General features: G+C 61.0%; 13 protein-coding genes. 7 read left to right on the top strand and 6 right to left on the bottom strand.

Translation table 11 applies throughout. From position 1 onward, the window contains the following. Nucleotides 1–43 precede the first annotated feature (43 nt). From AC1M7R_RS05740 to AC1M7R_RS05730, 3 genes are all read right to left on the bottom strand, one after another. Nucleotides 44–511 (bottom strand): preQ0 transporter, encoded by a 468-nt coding sequence (locus tag AC1M7R_RS05740; protein ID WP_072395355.1) that lies wholly within the window; start codon nt 509–511, stop codon nt 44–46. A 148-nt stretch (nt 512–659) separates the two neighbouring features. Further along, complete coding sequence (locus AC1M7R_RS05735; RefSeq protein ID WP_072432108.1) at nt 660–1,445, bottom strand: siderophore-interacting protein; 786 nt, start codon at nt 1,443–1,445, stop codon at nt 660–662. Then, the gene (locus AC1M7R_RS05730; protein ID WP_072432109.1) at nt 1,442–2,005 is read right to left on the bottom strand and encodes a PadR family transcriptional regulator; all 564 of its coding nucleotides are present in this window, start codon (nt 2,003–2,005) and stop codon (nt 1,442–1,444) included. Before AC1M7R_RS05730 ends, AC1M7R_RS05735 begins: the two co-directional genes overlap by 4 nt. Before the next feature lie 433 nt (nt 2,006–2,438). Between AC1M7R_RS05730 and AC1M7R_RS05725 the strand changes: the two genes are divergently transcribed. The 5 genes from AC1M7R_RS05725 (at nt 2,439) to AC1M7R_RS05705 (ending at nt 8,185) form a co-directional block, all read left to right on the top strand. Then, complete coding sequence (locus AC1M7R_RS05725; protein ID WP_072395331.1) at nt 2,439–2,927, top strand: CS1 type fimbrial major subunit; 489 nt, start codon at nt 2,439–2,441, stop codon at nt 2,925–2,927. Between the two features lie 113 nt (nt 2,928–3,040). Further along, nucleotides 3,041–5,563, top strand: coding sequence for a TcfC E-set like domain-containing protein (locus AC1M7R_RS05720; protein WP_490610292.1), 2,523 nt, complete (start codon nt 3,041–3,043; stop codon nt 5,561–5,563). Between the two features lie 74 nt (nt 5,564–5,637). Further along, a complete protein-coding gene (locus tag AC1M7R_RS05715; RefSeq protein WP_072432111.1) occupies nt 5,638–6,381 on the top strand; it encodes a pilus assembly protein in 744 nt (247 codons plus the stop codon). Nucleotides 6,382–6,415: 34 nt separating this feature from the next. Continuing rightward, nucleotides 6,416–6,898 carry a CS1 type fimbrial major subunit gene (locus AC1M7R_RS05710; RefSeq protein WP_072395324.1) on the top strand — a complete coding sequence of 161 codons (483 nt, stop codon included), beginning with the start codon at nt 6,416–6,418 and terminating at the stop codon, nt 6,896–6,898. 18 nt (nt 6,899–6,916) lie between these two features. Beyond that, nucleotides 6,917–8,185 carry a hypothetical protein gene (locus AC1M7R_RS05705; RefSeq protein WP_371128596.1) on the top strand — a complete coding sequence of 423 codons (1,269 nt, stop codon included), beginning with the start codon at nt 6,917–6,919 and terminating at the stop codon, nt 8,183–8,185. A gap of 69 nt (nt 8,186–8,254) precedes the next feature. Here AC1M7R_RS05705 and AC1M7R_RS05700 read toward each other — a convergent pair whose 3' ends face one another. Then, a complete protein-coding gene (locus AC1M7R_RS05700; RefSeq protein ID WP_092180428.1) occupies nt 8,255–11,362 on the bottom strand; it encodes a transglycosylase domain-containing protein in 3,108 nt (1,035 codons plus the stop codon). Between the two features lie 355 nt (nt 11,363–11,717). Between AC1M7R_RS05700 and AC1M7R_RS05695 the strand changes: the two genes are divergently transcribed. Next, nucleotides 11,718–12,179, top strand: coding sequence for a RidA family protein (locus AC1M7R_RS05695; RefSeq protein ID WP_072395320.1), 462 nt, complete (start codon nt 11,718–11,720; stop codon nt 12,177–12,179). 19 nt (nt 12,180–12,198) lie between these two features. On the opposite strand, the gene AC1M7R_RS05690 is transcribed toward AC1M7R_RS05695, so the two are convergent. After that, a complete protein-coding gene (locus AC1M7R_RS05690; protein ID WP_371304280.1) occupies nt 12,199–13,185 on the bottom strand; it encodes a LysR family transcriptional regulator in 987 nt (328 codons plus the stop codon). Between the two features lie 441 nt (nt 13,186–13,626). Between AC1M7R_RS05690 and AC1M7R_RS05685 the strand changes: the two genes are divergently transcribed. After that, a complete protein-coding gene (locus AC1M7R_RS05685; protein ID WP_072459654.1) occupies nt 13,627–15,048 on the top strand; it encodes an amino acid permease in 1,422 nt (473 codons plus the stop codon). A gap of 125 nt (nt 15,049–15,173) precedes the next feature. Here the strand turns inward: AC1M7R_RS05685 and AC1M7R_RS05680 are convergent, their stop codons facing one another. Continuing rightward, complete coding sequence (locus AC1M7R_RS05680; protein ID WP_490610475.1) at nt 15,174–17,462, bottom strand: glycoside hydrolase family 3 N-terminal domain-containing protein; 2,289 nt, start codon at nt 17,460–17,462, stop codon at nt 15,174–15,176. Between the last annotated feature and the right edge of the window lie 10 nt (nt 17,463–17,472).

Below are 17,472 nucleotides of genomic sequence, written 5' to 3'. Positions count from 1 at the left end.
GGAGAGAAAACGCGGCATTTTACATGAACCGCGGGGTTTGGCTTCAACTGGCCACTGCTTGCCGGCGTAAACGCCAGGCCATGATCAGCCAGACGGCGGTGACCCCGGCGAATTTCGAGGCCAGGGCGGTGATGACCACACCCGGTGTCAGGGCGTCGATCAAACCGAAGAAAATGAAAGTGTCCAAGGGGATGCTCAGTGCCGAGCTGATCCACAGGCGATCATGCAACGGACGCCGGGTGATGGTGAACACCAGCCAGTCGATGCACTCGGACACGGCAAACGCGGTGGCACTGGCCAGGGCGATGGTCGGATCCGAGGTCACGTAGGACAACACCAGGGCCGCCAGCATCGCCACGATGGCGCCATGGCCGAAGCGGGTCTGCACCATGTCCCGCAGGATAAACACCAGCCCGCCCCACGCCGACCAGATGATGTCCAGGTGTGGCGCGGCGGAAAACGCGAAGTTGATCAGCACGACGCTGGCGATGTAGGCGATCAGGAAGAGCATGGAGCGGGGTACCGGGTGGAAGGTTCGATCATCTTAGCTGATAGAGCGCACTGGGATTGATCGTTCCCACGCGCAGCGTGGGGGGACGATCAGTCATGGCTCGACGAAAGATGGGCCCTCAGCAATACCAGTGAGAGCTGGACGCGCTTCATTCCTCCTCGCTCCCCTGCGCCTTCCAGTACCCCACAGCCTTCACGAAGTCCTGGTCCAACCCTTTCTCCTCCAGCAACACCTTGCGAATCTGCCGCGATACTTTGCTTTCGGTCGCGACCCAGGCGTAGAGCTTGCCAGGGGGCATCTGCAGTTGGCGCACGGTGGTCAGCAGGGTGTTCTGGCGGCCTTCGCGCAGTACCCAGATCACATGGACCTGCGCCGGGCTCTGGAGCACCTGTTGTTCGGCACCGTTGGCAACTTCCACCACTACCAGGGCCCGCCGGTTCGGCGCCAGGCCTTCGAGGCGGCGGGCGATGGCGGGCAGGGCGGTTTCGTCGCCCACCAGCAGATAGCTGTCGAAGATGTCCGGTACGATCATCGAGCCTCGCGGCCCGGCGATGTCCAGGAACTGTCCCGGCATTGCCTGGGCTGCCCAGGTCGAGGCGGGGCCGTCGCCGTGAAGCACGAAGTCGAGGTCCAGTTCCAGGGTGTCCAGGTCATAGCGGCGCGGGGTGTAGTCGCGCATTTCGGGCATCGGCCCTTGGGCCTTGCCGGCACTGGGGTCGAAGGTGTCCAGGGCGGCCCGCTCTTCGGCGCTCTGCGGGAAGAACACCTTCACGTGGTCGTCCGTGCCCAGGCTGACGAACCCGGCCAGCTCCGGTCCGCCGACCGTGATGCGGCGCATGCGTGGGGTGAGGTCCATCACCCGCAATACTTGCAGGCGTCGTCGCCTGATTTCGTGGCTGACACGGTGAATGATGTTTGGATCGGTCTCTGTCATTGGCTTGTTTCCGCAACGGGTGGACGACCGGGGCCGTCGATGATGGCTTGGGCGGTGGCGTTGAGCAGGTCGCGTACTCGCATGGTTTCTTCCGGGCTCCAGTGGCCATGATGCTGGTACAGCGCATGACGCAAGTTATACACCGCTTCGTGGATTTCCGGGGGGCGCTCATGGCCACGCAAGGAGCGTTTGCCCGCTTCGATGCGCATCCGTACGCCTTCCAGCGCCGTGGATTGTTCCTCAAGCAATAGACGTCCGGCGTCGGTCACGCTGTAGCGTTTTTTTCCGCCATCGTTGTCGCCCTGGATCATTGCGCTCACCTCAAGCGCGGTCAGGGTCGGGTAGATCACACCGGGGCTGGGGCTATAGGCTCCTTCGAACATGTTTTCGATCTGGCGGATCAAGTCATAGCCGTGGCAAGCCTGCTCGGCGATCAAGGCCAGCAACAGCAATCGCAGGTCACCGGCGGCGAAGATGCGTGGGCCACGACCACCGCGTCCACGGCTAGCCGGGTGCCGTGGGTAGCCGCTGCAATCGGAATGAAGATGGGAGGCTGGCATATATCTGTTCTCCGTTATAAATAAGTTGAGGTCGAGATATGTCTTAATTTCAAGATATATCTTTTGACGTTAGATATATCGCGGAACTAAGATGTCTCTCGAGCTGGGTTCGCTAGTTGAGTTCGCTAGAACCTTAGCTGATTACCTCATGCCTACGGGCAGCATAATTGCCTGATCTTTCAGCAGTGCTGGAACCGCCGGGCGGCAAGGGATGCGGGTGTGGGTAGTTTCTTACATCCAAACTTGTGTTTTATAAAAACACGAGTCTTTTTCTTTGTTATGGATGCTGGTTTTACTACGCATCTGTGGGAATTTGCCTGCTTATTTTTAATTAAAGAGCGACGATCATGCTCCGGCGTTGTGGGGTAGCCCCGGTCTTCATCGGGCTGCAACTTCAACCCTTCTCTTTATGCAAAGAACAGGTGTGACAAACATGCTCAAACAATTCGTATCCGGTACTGCCCTGGTCGCCGTGGCCCTGGGTTCTTCGCAGGCGTTTGCCCTCGACGATGCACGCTCCTCCATCCATATCAGCGCAACCATTCCCACCAAGCAGTTCCATGTGCTGCCGCGCGATCCGGACTTCGGTAAGGATGAGGTCATGAATTACAACCCTGTGACCAACACCCTGAGTTCCGTGCGCCAGACCTTCGACGTGAAGAACACCGATGGTTCGGTCCATGCCTATCTGTTGGGTGGCCAGGCTTCGCTGACCAATGGTACGGATTCCATTCCCCTGCTTACTCGGTTCAACAACGTCACCCTGACCGAGTTCCCCCAGGAAGTCGTCAGTGACGCAGCGTCCACACCAGGTACCCAGGCCGACATGCTCATCATGGCTTCCACCGTCCCTCTGGAGAGTCAGGTAGGCCAATACACTGCCGACTTCACCGTGATCTTCGACGCGGTGCCGCGTCCGTAAGCCCTTCGACGCCCGATGAGTCTCTTCTCTTCCCGCGGGCATAGACACAGGTCGGCCATCCGGCCGGCCTGTACCTGGAACGTCCGTTAGCTAGCTGATATGAGAATCCGTTGATGTTTCCGAAGACACCCATCGCGGGTGCCCTCGCGCTGATGCTGTGCGCGAGTGCATTGGCTGCGCCGGCGGCCCCCGGTACGACACCCAGAAGTCTGTTGTCCCAGGCCAAGGGGCTACCGGAGGAGTTTGAAACCCACTTTTTCGATGTGCCACTGGCGGTTCGTATAGAACTCGATCAACAGTACCTCGGCGAAGCCATGGTGGTGTTGACGCGGGACGATCGCATAACCCTGCTGGAATTCACCGACACCCAGGACAGCCCGATCTCGGCAGCCGACCGTGGGCAATGGGAGCACCTGCTCAAGGCGGGGCGTCCCCTGGGGGCTTGTGAAGCCCAATGCACCTCGGGGCTTCTGGCGGTGCACTACAGCCTCGAACATTCGCTGGTGTCGATTCTGACCCAGAGTGTCGAACGCGGCACCGCGCAAAAGCGTTATCACGACCTGCCGCAAGACGGCAGCCTTGGCCTTATCTTCAACAACCAACTCAACCTCAATGGCGGCCAGGAACAGGACACGGGGGGGCGTTATGGCCTCAACGCCAGTTCCAGCCTGGGCAACTGGAGCCAGTCGTTCGACTTGCAGCTCTCCCGCCTTGGCGGGCCGGATGACAAGCTCTATCACGCCGTCCATGAACTTTTTACCCAGCGCGAAATGGAAGACACGTTCTTTCGCCTGGGTTACTTCATGCCAGGATCCGATGGCCTGAACCGGCAGATCCGCTCGTTCGGGGCCAATCCGGACACCGCGCTGGGGGTCATGTATGGCAGCTCCGACAGCCTGCTCATCAATAATCCCAAGCCCAGCGTGTACCCGATCTATGTCACCGCCAGCCGTCAGGCCGCGGTAGAGATCTACCGCAACGGCCTGTTGATCAATACCCAGGCCGTCAGCGCCGGCTTGCAGAGCCTGGACACCCGGCCACTGCCCGGCGGCATCTATGAAGTGGAGGTGCGGCTGATCGAGGACGGACAGACCACCGCCACCACCCAGGAGCTGGTCTACAAACCCAACAATTGGCGCAGTGCCGACGATCGCTGGCGCTATAACCTGTTCGCCGGCCGTGAAAGCAGACTGTTGAGCAACTGGGATGACCAACCGAGCGGTTTCACCACCGCCGGTTTCGGCCTCAATTACCTGGCGCACCCTCGGGTGGTACTGGGACTTTCCACGCGACAGGTGCAGGACAAATTGCAGTACGGCACCTCGGTGGACTGGACATTGGCCAGCAGCGCGAGTCTGTTCGCCAACGTCTACCAGACCGAAAAATACGGCACCGGGATGGACCTGCAAGGGCTCTACAGCTATGGCCTGGGCAGCGTGGTGGCCAGTCATAACCGCAGTTGGCTGGACACCCGCAACACCTACGAGATCCTGCCCGACGGCACTCGCGTGCGCCAGCGCAACGTGTTCGTCGGCCATACCAGCAATTCGTCGCTGTCGATCAACCATCGGTTGAGCAACAAGGCATCCGTCAACGGACGATTGTTCTATAGCGAGGGTAACGTCCAGGGCACCGGCCTGGACCTGGGTTGGAATCAGCGTGGCAAGCTGGGTGGCAGCGACGCCAATTGGCGATTGTCGGTGTTCGACCGCCCAGGCACGTCAAGTACCGCCGAGCGCCGCAATCGTGGCCTGGACCTGAGTGTCAATGTCGCGCTGGGCGGGCCGGGGGAGTACTGGACCGGCAGCATCGGCACGCGGACCTCCCGCGACGGCGACCGGGACAATAATGCCTCGCTGACCTATCGCCGGGATCTTGAGGATCACGTACTGCAAAGTGTTTCCGCCACGGCCCTGGCCGATACCTACGGCATGGGGCTGTCAGGCCTTGCCAGTTTCGAAACCGATGGGTTGTATGGCGACGGCTTCATCCAGCGTTCTTCCTACAACGACAACCTCACCGGCGGCTTGAACCTGAGCAGTACGGTGGCCGTGGGCGGCGGGAAGGTCGCCTTCTCCGGCCTGCCGCAGAGCGGCGGCGCGGGCATGATCGTCGATGTGGAGACAGACCTGGACAATATCGTCCTGCTTGCCGACGACCTGACCGGCGGCACCACCACCCTGCGTCCCGGGCGCAACTTCGTGGCCACCAGCGCCTACCAGAACAGCATGGTGACGTTCGACTTCGACGGTATCCATCCGCCGGCGGCCAGCATCTCCCCTGCGCGCACCCGCTACCACTTGAACAAGGGCGGCGTGGACTACCGCAAGGTGAGTGTCATCAGAACGGTCACCGTTCTGGGGCGCCTGTTGGATGAACAGGGCAAGCCGCTCAAGGGCCATCACGTCATCAATCACGCCAGCCGCGGCGTCAGCGAAGTGGACGGATTTTTCTCCATGGAGATGAACGCAAGCTCGCCGACGCTGGAGGTGCGCTACGGCAACGACTTGCTTTGCCAGTTCCGACTCGACCCGGACAGCGCCAGCCGCGAGGGCGATGTATTGATGATCGGCGATCTGCGTTGCACGCCGGACACACTGGCCGGCAACGATCCTGTGCGCCAGACGGCGGGTTGAGCCTGATTTCCACCTTCAAAACGTATTCCCTGAAACGGTCGTCATCGACTGTCTTCGATCCATGAGGTTTGGCAATGAAACGCTTATTGGCTTTGTGTGGTTTTTCGCTGTTTTCCATGACGGTCCAGGCCGGGCCGCAGATTAACGTCGGCGTGGTCTACGACTACCTTGACGGCAACAAAAGCACCTACATGAAAAGGGTTTTCAACGGCGGTACATCCACGGCGTTCGTGAAGGTCGAGATCATGGAAATTCTCTACGCCGAGGATGGCAGCTACCAGGAGGTGCCGCTGCAGGACCAGGTCGACGCCATGACCAGGAATGGCCTGATGGCGAGTCCCGCGCGCCTGATCGTGCCGGCCAATGGCGTGCAGGGCACTCGCTTGCTGTTCATGGGCGATCGCGACAAGGAACGCTACTTCCGGATTCGCTTCGTGCCGGTGGTGCCGGAGGCCGAGGACGAGTTCGCGATCAGCGCCGAGGAACGCGAGGACTACAAGAAGGAGCGCATCGCAGCCGGAGTGAAAGTGCTGGCCGGTTTCGGCACGGTGTTTTTCGTAAGACCCAGGGACACCCGTTTCGAGACGGTCATCGACGACAGCGCCGCACGCTACCAAGTGCGCAACAACGGTAACAGCGTGGTGGTGATCGATGAGTTCAAGGATTGTGCCGCGAAAAAAGAAAACGATTGCAGGCCGACGACAAAGCACCACGTCATGGCCGGTCGTACCTTTGCATTCGATAAGGAGCCGGGGCGTGAATACCGTTTCGACCTGATCGAAGGCCCAGGGAAGAAAGCCGTCGAAATCAAAGGCTGACGACTTGCCGTCGCTGACGCCAAAGGTATCCATCATGTTCAAGACACTGGTCCGCTCCTTGCTGTTCAGCATCCTCACACTCCCGGCTCTCCCGGCATGGGGAGCCGTGGAGCGGGAAATATTCGAAGTTCTCGTCACCCTGCCGACCGTCGACTTTCACGTCCTGCCGGTAGACCCGCAACTGGTCGAGCGCGAGCAGCCGATGCAGTTCAACACCCTGACCTCCGGGCTCTTGCCGTTACGGGCCAACTACGAAGTCAAGAACGCCAACGGCGCCATCGATGCCCGCCTGGCCGAGCAGGCGTATTTGTCCAACGGCCGTGATCGCATCGACCTGCATGTCTTGTTCAATAACGTTGAATTGAGCCTCGATTCGAATCGGGTGGTTTCGGCCGCCGAGGCCCGGCCCGGGCGCCGCGTTGGCCTGGAGATTTCCGCCGTCAGGACGGATGAGGATTATGCCCCCGGCAACTACCACGGCACCGTGCACATGGTGTTCGACGCGGTGGCCCCGTAGCTATTAATCGGAGAGAGTATGAGCCCTTCAAACACCATCGGACGCGGGCGTTCGTTGTGTCGCGTCGCCACGATTCTTGCCCTGCTGCTGGCCGGCATGTCGACGGCAAGCGCAGTGACCATGGACATCAGCGCAAGTTTCCGGCCCGACCCTTTGAAGCCCAGGGAGAACACGTTCACCAACACCACGCCGCTGGGGGGCTATTGCTTCCTCCATGCTGCGCAATGCAACGCCTTGGGTATCTCCAGCGTTTTTTTCCCCATTGATGTCAACGCCTCAGGTCCCATCCAGGACAACCACGCCTCCATTCGCCAAGGCGCGATGTTCAAGGTACCGGCTCAATGGCGCACGGTTACAGTGACCCACGCCATCACCGGAGAAAGCAGCGTCGTGGAAATGCGCGTGGCAGGCATCGGTGCGCAGTATCGGGATCTGGATGTCACTGCTCTGACGGGGGTGCCAAATGTGAACGTCGCGCACGGCTTGCTCTGGGGGAGCGCCTGGAACGAGGCCCCTTCGCCGTGTCGCAGTTCAGGCCTCGGGGCGGGGGTATCCGCGGTGACCTATTCGTTTTTCTGGCATTTCCCCCAAACCGGTGTATGCGCAAAACAAGCCAGATACCTGATCCCTTCGTTTCGTTATGACCAGGTCAGCTTCTCCTACGAGTTGCGTACCCCCAATCCCTTGAAGATGTCCGCTGGTCGCTACACCGGCACGATGTCTTATTCCATCGGGCCGGGCGGGGACTTTGATTTCGGCGATGTCATGGTCGCGAATGACTCCTTGCTGACGCTCAATTTCCAGCTGGAGGTCGAGCACACGCTCAGGGTCGAAGTGCCTCCCGGCGGGAACAAGGTCGTGCTGGAACCCCAGGGAGGCTGGCAGGCCTGGTTGAACCACGGGCAGAAACCGACACGGCTGTTTCGTGACCAGACTTTTCATCTCTGGGCCTCGTCGCGTTTCAAGATGAACCTGCATTGTCAGTTCGCCGACGCCAGCGACAACACCTGCATGCTCTGGGCGCCCAGCTCCGGACTTCTGGTGCCGGTCAATATCAGTGTGACCCTGCCCAGCGGCCTGACCGACGCTGCCGGCCAACCGGTCAACCGCCGTCGGCTCTATCTTGACGGCAGCGGCACGGAGCTGTTCCAGCCGGGGATCTTCATCGATCGCAAGCCGGGCATCCTGCATTTCGAAGTCGGCCGCGACCAGGTCGGGCAAATGCTGACAGGGGATGCCAAGCAGTACGGTGGCACGGTGACAGTGATCTGGGATTCGGAGGTGTAGCCCTTTCGTCCGATACTGCCGGTTATTCAAACGACGTTGTGCACACCCTCGATTCCACGGCGGTGATCCTTACCGACGAGCCACCAACGGCTGGCATTGGGTATGGGTGCCGGGTTGCAGGTAAGGGGAGAGTATGGGCGCCATGCCCTTGAGAACCTGCACCGGCAGGGCCGAAGTGAATTTGAAGTTCTGCGCCGAGGCGCCCGGAACGTAGGCGGTGAGCGTGCCGAAATGGCTGTCGCCGATGTAGAACACGAAGGTGGCGGTGCGGTTGATGGACTTGGAACTGATGACCCGTCCGCCGGCGCCGACGGCCTCGATGCGGTTGTCGCCGGTGCCGGTCTTGCCGCCCATCTGCAATGGCGTGCCATCGGCCAGTTTGAAACTCCCGGCCACCCGCTTCGCGGTGCCGGCATCGACCACCTGGGACAATGCCCCGCGCAACGCCCGCGCCACCTCCACGGGCATCACCTGCTTGCCGTTGTCCGGGTCATTGACCAACTGGGTTTCATAGGGGGTGTTGGCGGCGAAGTGCAGGCTGTCGACCCGCAGCGCCGGCAGCCGGACCCCGTCGTTGAGGATGGTGCCCACCAGCTCCGCCAGCGCGGCGGGGCGGTCGCCGGAACTGCCGATGGCGGTGGCCAGCGACGGTACGAGATGGTCGAACGGGTAGCCGACTTTCTGCCAGCGCTGGTGGATATCCAGGAAGGCTTCGATCTCCAGCATGGTACGGATGCGACTGTCCCGGGCGCTCTTGTGTCGGCTCTTGAACAGCCAGCTGTAGACCTCCTGGCGTTCGAACTCGCTGGCCTTGACGATCTGGCTGAACTTGGCGTCCGGGTTGTTGAGCAGATAACCCATCAACCACAGGTCCAGGGGATGCACCTTGGCGATGAAGCCCTGGTCCGGCAGGTCGTAGGCGCCGGGACCGTAGCTCTGGTAAAGCCGCTCCAGGCGTTCGTCGGTGAGTTTCTCGGCGCTCTTGGCCGATTTCAGGTGCGAGCGCACGAAGCGGTTGAAGCTCTCCTGGCTGTCGTTGGGAAAGAAGTAGCGGTGCACGGCAGCCAGACGGATCGCGGTGGGGTGCATGCTGTCGAGGAAGGTTTCGAGGCGCTGGCTGGTGTCCTTCTTCTGGTACTTCTTCCAGAACTTGAGCAGGAACGAGGTGCCTTCGCGGTCGGCGAACTGGGCCAGATATTCCTGGCGACGCGGATCCCTGTCGTCCTTGAGCAGCTCGGCGCTGTTGCTGGGGCCGGCGTAGGTCGCGTAGCGCACCAGGTCGCGCATCAGGCGAATGAACGGCAGGTTGATCGATTCGCGCAGGGAGTCGCGCAAGGTGGGGTTGCGGCCGTTGTCTTCGCTGCGGAAGTTGTGGAAGGTATGCAGGCCGCCGCCGGTGAAGAACGCCTCGCCGGGGCTGGCGGAATAGGTCCGGTCCAATGCCGCCTCGAGCATTTTCGGCAGGTTGCGGTCGCTGTTCTGGATCAGGTAGTCGACGGCCCAGCGGGACAGGCGGTCCTGCTCGGCGATCTCGGTTTTCTTCAACTGCGCCGGGGATTGTCCGGCATAACGTTCGTGCAGTTCGGCGATGATCTGCAGGTAGGTGGTGAGCACCCGCAGCTTGGCGGTGGAGCCCAGTTCGAGCTTGCTGCCTTCGTTGATATCGAAGGGCTGGTCGGTACTGTCGGTCTGCACCCGCACCCGCGAGCCGTCCGGGGTCAGCTCCAGCAGGGTGAAGCTGTAGCGCACCTGGGTGGTGCTGGTGGGGGTCAACAGGCGTTCGCCCATCAGGCCGATCTCGGCCGCGAAGGCCGGGTCGGCCAGGCGCTTGAGGTAGTCGGTGGCCTGGGCCTGCAGATCGCTTTGCAACGTGCTGGTGGCCGAGAGGTCCAGGCGATCGAGGTCGTACAGTGGACGGTTGAGCAGCGTGGCGAGGCGACTGCGGGCGGCGCTGATGCCTTTATTGGATTCGATGGGCTGGATCGTCGGGTCCTGGACCCAGTCGCGATAACTGACCTTGCTGGCCAGGGCGGCCTCGGCCAGGGCCGCGTCGATCACTCCGTTCTGCGCCAGCAGCCGGAGGTGGCTGTCGGTCAGGCGCGTCAGCTCGTCGCGGCCCTTGGACAGGTAATGGGAAGGGCGCCGCTGGGCGATCATCAACGACAGCATCTCCCGCAGGGCCAAGCCCTTTTCGGCCAGGCTCCGAGGGTCGGTGGCGTCGCTGAACAACCGTTCGTTGGCCCGTTTGAAATCGGCGCCGTACCAGACCCGCAAGCCTTCTGCCATGCCGTGTACTTCACCATGACCCGGAACGGCGGAGAGCGGCACGCTGTTGAGGTAGTCGCGGATGATCCGTTGCCGCGCCTCGAGGGTTTGCGGGCCGGACTGATAGGCACGCACACTGGCGGAAATCATCTGGCGGATCTTCTCCGCGCCCGAAACGGTGAGGCCATCGGGGGAATGGCGGTATTTCTCCAGTTGGGTCGCCAGCGTGCTGCCCCCGGCCGATTGCCCCGGCAAGCTCAACAACTTGGCCACCTGCGACCACGCCGCCATGCCGAAGCGCGGCCAGTCCACTGCCGGGTTGGCCTCGGGGTAGCGGGGATCGAGCAGGAAGCGGTTCTCGATGAACAGCAGGCTCTGTACCACCACCGGCGGGATGGCGTCGAAACTCGCATACAACTGTTGCGGGTACTTGAACTGATACAGCGGTGCTGCGCGGCAATCGGTGATGGTCAGGCCGGCCTGGATCTTTTCCGGGTAGGGGACGAACAGCCCTTTGTCGACATAGTCCATCAACGCCGGCGAAAACCGCGCCTGGGCCTGGATCACGTAATTGCGCTTGAGCAACCGCGGCAGGAACTCCCCCAGGGCGCTGTAGCCCAACCGCCGGTCGAACGGTCCGTCGCCGGGATAGACGATGGCATCGCTGGGGCCTGGCTGCACCGAATAGCTCAAGGATCCGGCGTACCGGCTCAGTTCACTGGCCTGGAACCTTGAAGTGCGCATCTCCTTGGCGGCCGCCAGGCCGACCACCACCACGATAATCAGCAGCAACAACCAGAAAGCTCGCCAACCATGTCGGACGCGGCGTTTTTCTTGGGGTAAAGGCGCTTCTTCCATACGCTCAGTCGGGACCACAGGTTTACTCGAATCGGTTTGCCACAAAGCGCCCATAGTCACTGATCCATTCACGCAGATTGATCGGACTTGCTTGAAGCTTAGACGGTGGTTGGCGCTGGGGGAGGGGAAATTGGGACAACTCCCTAAGTTTGAGGTAGACCTCTTTGAAATCACTCGGGGAAGGGGAGGCTGGTTTCTATATCATTCCGACCCTTTTGCTCGGCGGTGGCGAGAATTTTTCGGCGGGTTGTCGGAGCGATATCCCAGGATAGCGAAGCACTCAGCGAAACGGTGGCGTACTTTTGCGCCTTTGGAGGCGCATTAATGCACCAGGGGTAGCGTTCAATCCGGTGTTAGGCTTTCGGCCAGTCGGATCACGTCGATCCCATCATTCGCTAAGGAGAATCCAATGGCCGCTTCACGACCTTTCAACGACGACACCGCCTACTGGGGCGTTCCATGGGAAGAGGGCTACGGCTACCCGCAGGCGCGGCGGGTTGGGAGCGAGATCTTCGTCTCCGGCCAGTTCAGCCATGACGAAGAGGGTAATCTGGTAGCGCCGGCCCGGCTGGATGCTGACGGTCGCCCGAGCGATTTCTCGTCGATGGGCGAACAGATGCGGGTTTCCTACGACAACATTGCCAAGTTGCTGGCCCTGTATGGCGCCACGATGCAGGATGTCGTTGAAGAGACGCTGTATGTGTTGGACATGGACGCGGCCTTTGCCGTTGTCGGCAAGGTGCGCAAGGCGGCCTATGGCACTGAGCGCCCGCAGGCGGCCAGTAATATTATCGGTGTGTCGCGGCTTGCACAGCGTCCACAGCTCATCGAGATTGTGTGCCGTGCCGTGATTGGCGCCCAGGCCAAATGACCGACGTTCCCGGTTTCTACTAAGAAGCCGGGATGGCCTGCCGACCTTCGACCAGCGGTTTGAGGTCGGCCACAGCAGCCGCGCAGAATGTCATGAAAGCTTTCACTCGCCAGGACTTCCTGATGTCCTGATGGGTAAGCAGCCATAGCTCATCCTGAAGCTCCTGCACCACTGGGCCGGCCCGAAGCAGTCCTGGAGTAATGTCGCCCAGCATGCAGGGAAGGAAACCAAAACCCAGGCCCGCCGCAATCGCGGCGCTCGCTGCAGCCACGGAATCAGTGCGGTAGGCAATGTACTCGGGGGGAACCCGACATTCGACATAACGGGTTGCCTTCAAGCCGCACAGGCCACCCGAGTAGGAAACCCACGACTGTCCATCGGCGAATGGATCGGCAATCGCTGCCTGCTTGGCGCTGCCATACGGGGCCCAGGCAATGTTGGCGAGCTTGCGACCTACCAGAGTATCAGCCGGCTTCTTCGTCGCGCGCACCGCAATGTCTGACTCGTCTCTCGCAAGGCTCAGCGTCTGGTTGCCGACCAACACTTCAATGGTGATCCCCTCATTGAGGGTTTTGAAGTCCGCGATGATCGGTGTAAGGAAGTACAGCAGAAGCGAGTCGCTGGTGGTAATCCTCAGTTTTCCCAGCGGGCCCTGGCCGACACGGGAAACCCTGCGAGTCACACTGACAATGTCCAGTTCGACTCGCTCTGCCAGTGCACGCAGCTCTACACCTTCGGCAGTCAGCAGATACCCCGCCTTGCGATGATCGAACAGCGCGACCCCCAGCGTTTTCTCCACCTGCGCGACCCGGCGCGAGACGGTGGAGACGTTGATGCCGAGCTTCTTCGCCGTAGCGGCGCGGTTGCCACAGTCACTCAGGATTTTGATGATCCGCAAGTCGTCCCAGGATAGCTGGCTGACCGCTTCGCCGACATCCCATTTCGGGCCAGTGGCGTTAGTGGTTTTTGGCGAGGCGCTTTCAGGTGACTGGTTCACTAACATCATTCCGCGTGTGGTGGACTGATGATACGAGAAGGCGTCCGGTCAACCAAGGCGATGTCCGATCCCCTCGCCACAGATAATCCTCCCGCCCCGACGGTCACAGGCGCCTGAAAGCCTTGTGCCAGAGCCATCGCCCTGGCCCCAGGCATGACGCTGAATCCTCTCTGTGCAATACTGCGCGGCGCTTTTGGAAACGTCTCTCATCCAGATAATACATCTCCAAAAACACGGTTTTCCCTGAGGCTTATCCCTGAATTTCCCTGGTTTTACAGTGAATCTCTCTATCCCCGGCTTTTTATACTGCACGACCCATCGGTCTTGAGGCTCTGGTCTCCAGGACGGTCTGTCCACGAAACAGACCCGGTTTCGGCAAGGCGGCAGGCTTCGGCCCGTGGTCTTGGAAACCCGGTGGTCAATCCAATAACAAAACGAGGTTGTATCCCTATGCCTGTCGGCAATCATCTGCCCCATGGCGAGACCGCTCAGGGTGGTCCGCTCAAACGTGAGCTCGGCGAGCGCCACATCCGCCTCATGGCGCTCGGCGCCTGCATCGGTGTCGGGCTGTTCCTCGGTTCGGCCAAGGCCATCGAGATGGCTGGCCCGGCGATCATGCTGTCCTACATCATTGGCGGCCTGGCGATCCTGGTAATCATGCGCGCTCTCGGCGAGATGGCCGTGCACAACCCGGTGGCCGGTTCGTTCAGCCGCTATGCCCAGGATTACCTCGGGCCGCTGGCAGGTTTCCTGACCGGTTGGAACTACTGGTTCCTGTGGCTGGTGACTTGCGTCGCCGAGATCACGGCGGTGGCGGTGTACATGGGTATCTGGTTTCCCGACGTACCACGCTGGATCTGGGCCCTGGCCGCACTGGTCAGCATGGGCTCGATCAACCTGATCGCGGTCAAGGCCTTCGGTGAGTTCGAGTTCTGGTTCGCCCTGATCAAGATCGTGACCATCATCGCCATGGTCATCGGCGGCGTCGGCATCATCGCCTTCGGGTTCGGCAACGATGGCGTGGCCCTGGGCATTTCCAACCTCTGGGCCCACGGCGGCTTCATGCCCAACGGCGTGTCCGGCGTGCTGATGTCCCTGCAGATGGTGATGTTCGCGTACCTGGGCGTGGAGATGATCGGCCTGACCGCCGGTGAGGCGAAGAACCCGCAGAAAACCATCCCCAACGCCATCGGCTCGGTGTTCTGGCGGATCCTGCTGTTCTACGTCGGCGCGCTGTTCGTGATCCTGTCGATCTACCCGTGGAACGAGATCGGTACCCAGGGCAGCCCGTTCGTGATGACCTTCGAACGCCTGGGCATCAAGACCGCCGCCGGCATCATCAACTTCGTGGTGATCACCGCCGCGCTGTCGTCCTGCAACGGCGGTATCTTCAGTACCGGGCGGATGCTCTACAGCCTGGCGCAGAACGGCCAGGCCCCGGCCGGTTTCGCCACCACTTCGGCCAACGGTGTACCGCGTCGTGCATTGCTGCTGTCCATCGCCGCGTTGCTGGTGGGTGTGCTGCTCAATTACCTGGTGCCTGAGAAAGTCTTCGTCTGGGTGACGTCCATCGCCACCTTCGGCGCGATCTGGACCTGGGTGATGATCCTGCTGGCCCAGCTCAGATTCCGCAGGGGCCTGAGCACTTCCGAGCGTGCCGCGCTGAAATACCGTATGTGGCTGTACCCGGTCAGTTCGTACCTGGCGCTGGCATTCCTGGTGCTGGTGGTGGGCCTGATGGCGTATTTCCCGGATACCCGCGTGGCGCTGTATGTGGGGCCGGCGTTCCTGGTATTGCTGACGGTGCTGTTCCATGTCTTCAAGTTGCAACCGAGGGGCGTTGCCCAAGGTTCGGTTGGAGCGGCTTCGTAGCCGCCCTGGATGAAACCGCAAGCCCCGATCGATTGATCGGGGCTTTTTCATAAGTGTCGTGTGCGCAAAAGGCCCTAGGCTCGCCCAGGAGCGGGTCTGGTCGTCTGGTCTGGGTGAGAGTGGGTTCAACGCGAGACATTTTCCCGCGGCAGGCGTGGAATTGCGGAGTGCTGGACCGGCAGTCGGGCACTGGTCGTGACGTCGAAGCTTGCCCCATTGGTGGTGGTGGAGCTGCCTCCGACGAACACCTGGAAAGTCCCCATTTCGACGAACCGCAGCAGGTCCGGGCCCAGTAACGCGAAGTCATCCTGATCCAGCAGGAACTCGACGGTCTTCGTTTCACCCGGGGCCAGTCGGACCTTGGTAAAGCCACGCAACGTACGCACCGGGCGCGTGTAGCTGGCGATGTTCTGCCGTAGGTACAACTGGACGATTTCCTCACCGGCTCGTTGGCCGCTATTGCGCACATCAACCTGCACGCCGAGCGTCTCATCGAAGGTCAGTTGCCGTTTGCTGAGCTCAGGTGATCCGTAGCTGAACGTGGTGTAGCTCAAGCCGTGACCGAAGGGGTAAAGAGGGGTCCATTCTTCATCCGTGTATCTGGAAGTGAAGAGATTGGCTTTGTCCGGCGGTCGTCCGGTGTTTTTATGCGCATGGTAAAGAGGAATCTGGCCGACGGTGCGCGGAAACGTGACAGGAAGTTTGCCGCTGGGGTTTACATCGCCAAACAGCACATCGGCCACGGCATTTCCCATTTCGGATCCCAGGAACCAGGCCTCGATGATGGCGGGCACTTGTCTGTCCATGGCCTGTATGGCCAACGGGCGGCCGTTCATGAGAACCACGACCATGGGTTTGCCAGTGCTTTGCAATTGCGCCCAAAGCGTGTCTTGCGCCCCGGGTAAATCAAGGGAGGTGCGGCTGCGCGCCTCTCCACTCATGTTGGCCGTCTCGCCGAGCACCGCAACAATCACATCGGCGTCGCTGGCGGCGTCCCGAGCCTCTTCGAGACCGGAAATATCGAGGCTGTCGGGAGAGGCGCCAGCCATATGGACAACGTCAGTTGTGGGCGATACCGCACGTCTTATGCCCTCTAGTACCGTTATCGACTCTTCGGCACGACCGACGCCGAACCAGGGGCCCAGGGTGGACTGGGCATCATTTGCCAAGGCGCCGACCACGAGAATCTTTCGCAGGCTTTTCGACAGCGGTAGCAAGTCCCCGTCATTTTTTAGCAGCACAATGGATTTCTGTGCGGCCTCTCGTGCCAGCGCGCGCGCGTGGGGTGTCATTGTCAGCGCTTTTTCGCGAGCCGGGTCGCTGTATCGATAAGGGTCGTCGAACAGGCCCAGCCGTTGTTTGGTCTCAAGCACGCGTCGCACCGCATCATCGACCAAGGGGGTGGGGAGTCGACCGCTACGTACCAGAGCAGGGAGCTCCGTGGCATAGTTGCCGCTGACCATGGCAATGTCCACTGTAGCGCCCAGCGCCAGTCGGGCTGCCTCTTGCTTTGTCGAGGCGACGCCATGCTGTATCAGGTCACCGATGGCCTGGTAATCACTGACGACTATCCCTTTGAATCCCCATTCACCGCGCAGCTTGTCATTGATCAGTCTTTGACTGGCGTGCATCGGCGTGCTGTCCATATCGTTGTAGCCGGGCATGATCGAATCGACGCCGGCCTGTACGGCGGCACGAAACGGTGGGAGGTAGACTTCCTCGAGCGTTCGCTCGGACATATCCGAGGTGTTGTAGTCACGCCCCCCCTCGGCGGCGCCGTAGCCGACAAAATGCTTTGCGGTGCTCAGGATGGCCGATGTATCGGGAACGCCCTGGCCGCGGAAACCGCCCACTCGAGAGGCTGCCAAGGCTGCGCCCAGGAAAGGATCTTCGCCGGCTCCTTCGACGACTCTTCCCCAACGTGGGTCCCGTGCGATATCCACCATCGGCGCATACGTCCAATGCAAGCCGCTCGCCGTGGCTTCGACGGCTGCTGCCCGGGCGGTTCGTCGAGACAGCTCCGGGTCCCAGGCCGACGCCTCGGCCAGCGGTACGGGGAATACAGTACGGAAGCCGTGGATCACATCGAAGGCGAACAGCAGCGGAATGTGCAGACGCGCATTCTGGATGGCTTCGCGTTGTAGCGCCGCCGTGTGCTCGGCGCCATAAGCACCTATCAGGGAACCTGCCTCAGTGATACCGATGGTGGGTCCATCCTTGACGTCGACAGTGGCTCCCATCGGGGTGATGTGAACGGCCAGTTGGGTCAGTTGACCGGCCTTTTCCTCAAGGGTCATCTGGTTGATCAAGTGTTCGATAAAAACCGCGTCTTCCTGCGGTTTCCCGGCTCGCTCGCCGGCCCGGGGCGCGGGATGAACACCGATCATGACGATCAAGACAACCATCAGGGTCATCGTGGTCACG

Source organism: Pseudomonas sp. MS01C9 (genome assembly GCF_058202755.1).
The sequence above is the reverse complement of the archived record's forward strand: the minus strand, read 5'-3'. Positions and strand labels throughout refer to the sequence as shown.

Bases quoted from the DNA above. Each gene is read 5' to 3' on its own strand.
- AC1M7R_RS05690 (WP_371304280.1), bottom strand. From the start codon at position 13,185: ATGATGTTAGTGAACCAGTCACCTGAAAGCGCCTCGCCAAAAACCACT.
- AC1M7R_RS05700 (WP_092180428.1), bottom strand. From the start codon at position 11,362: ATGGGCGCTTTGTGGCAAACCGATTCGAGTAAACCTGTGGTCCCGACT.
- AC1M7R_RS05735 (WP_072432108.1), bottom strand. From the start codon at position 1,445: ATGACAGAGACCGATCCAAACATCATTCACCGTGTCAGCCACGAAATC.
- AC1M7R_RS05725 (WP_072395331.1), top strand. From the start codon at position 2,439: ATGCTCAAACAATTCGTATCCGGTACTGCCCTGGTCGCCGTGGCCCTG.
- AC1M7R_RS05695 (WP_072395320.1), top strand. From the start codon at position 11,718: ATGGCCGCTTCACGACCTTTCAACGACGACACCGCCTACTGGGGCGTT.
- AC1M7R_RS05740 (WP_072395355.1), bottom strand. From the start codon at position 511: ATGCTCTTCCTGATCGCCTACATCGCCAGCGTCGTGCTGATCAACTTC.
- AC1M7R_RS05680 (WP_490610475.1), bottom strand. From the start codon at position 17,462: ATGACCCTGATGGTTGTCTTGATCGTCATGATCGGTGTTCATCCCGCG.
- AC1M7R_RS05705 (WP_371128596.1), top strand. From the start codon at position 6,917: ATGAGCCCTTCAAACACCATCGGACGCGGGCGTTCGTTGTGTCGCGTC.
- AC1M7R_RS05685 (WP_072459654.1), top strand. From the start codon at position 13,627: ATGCCTGTCGGCAATCATCTGCCCCATGGCGAGACCGCTCAGGGTGGT.
- AC1M7R_RS05730 (WP_072432109.1), bottom strand. From the start codon at position 2,005: ATGCCAGCCTCCCATCTTCATTCCGATTGCAGCGGCTACCCACGGCAC.
- AC1M7R_RS05710 (WP_072395324.1), top strand. From the start codon at position 6,416: ATGTTCAAGACACTGGTCCGCTCCTTGCTGTTCAGCATCCTCACACTC.
- AC1M7R_RS05720 (WP_490610292.1), top strand. From the start codon at position 3,041: ATGTTTCCGAAGACACCCATCGCGGGTGCCCTCGCGCTGATGCTGTGC.
- AC1M7R_RS05715 (WP_072432111.1), top strand. From the start codon at position 5,638: ATGAAACGCTTATTGGCTTTGTGTGGTTTTTCGCTGTTTTCCATGACG.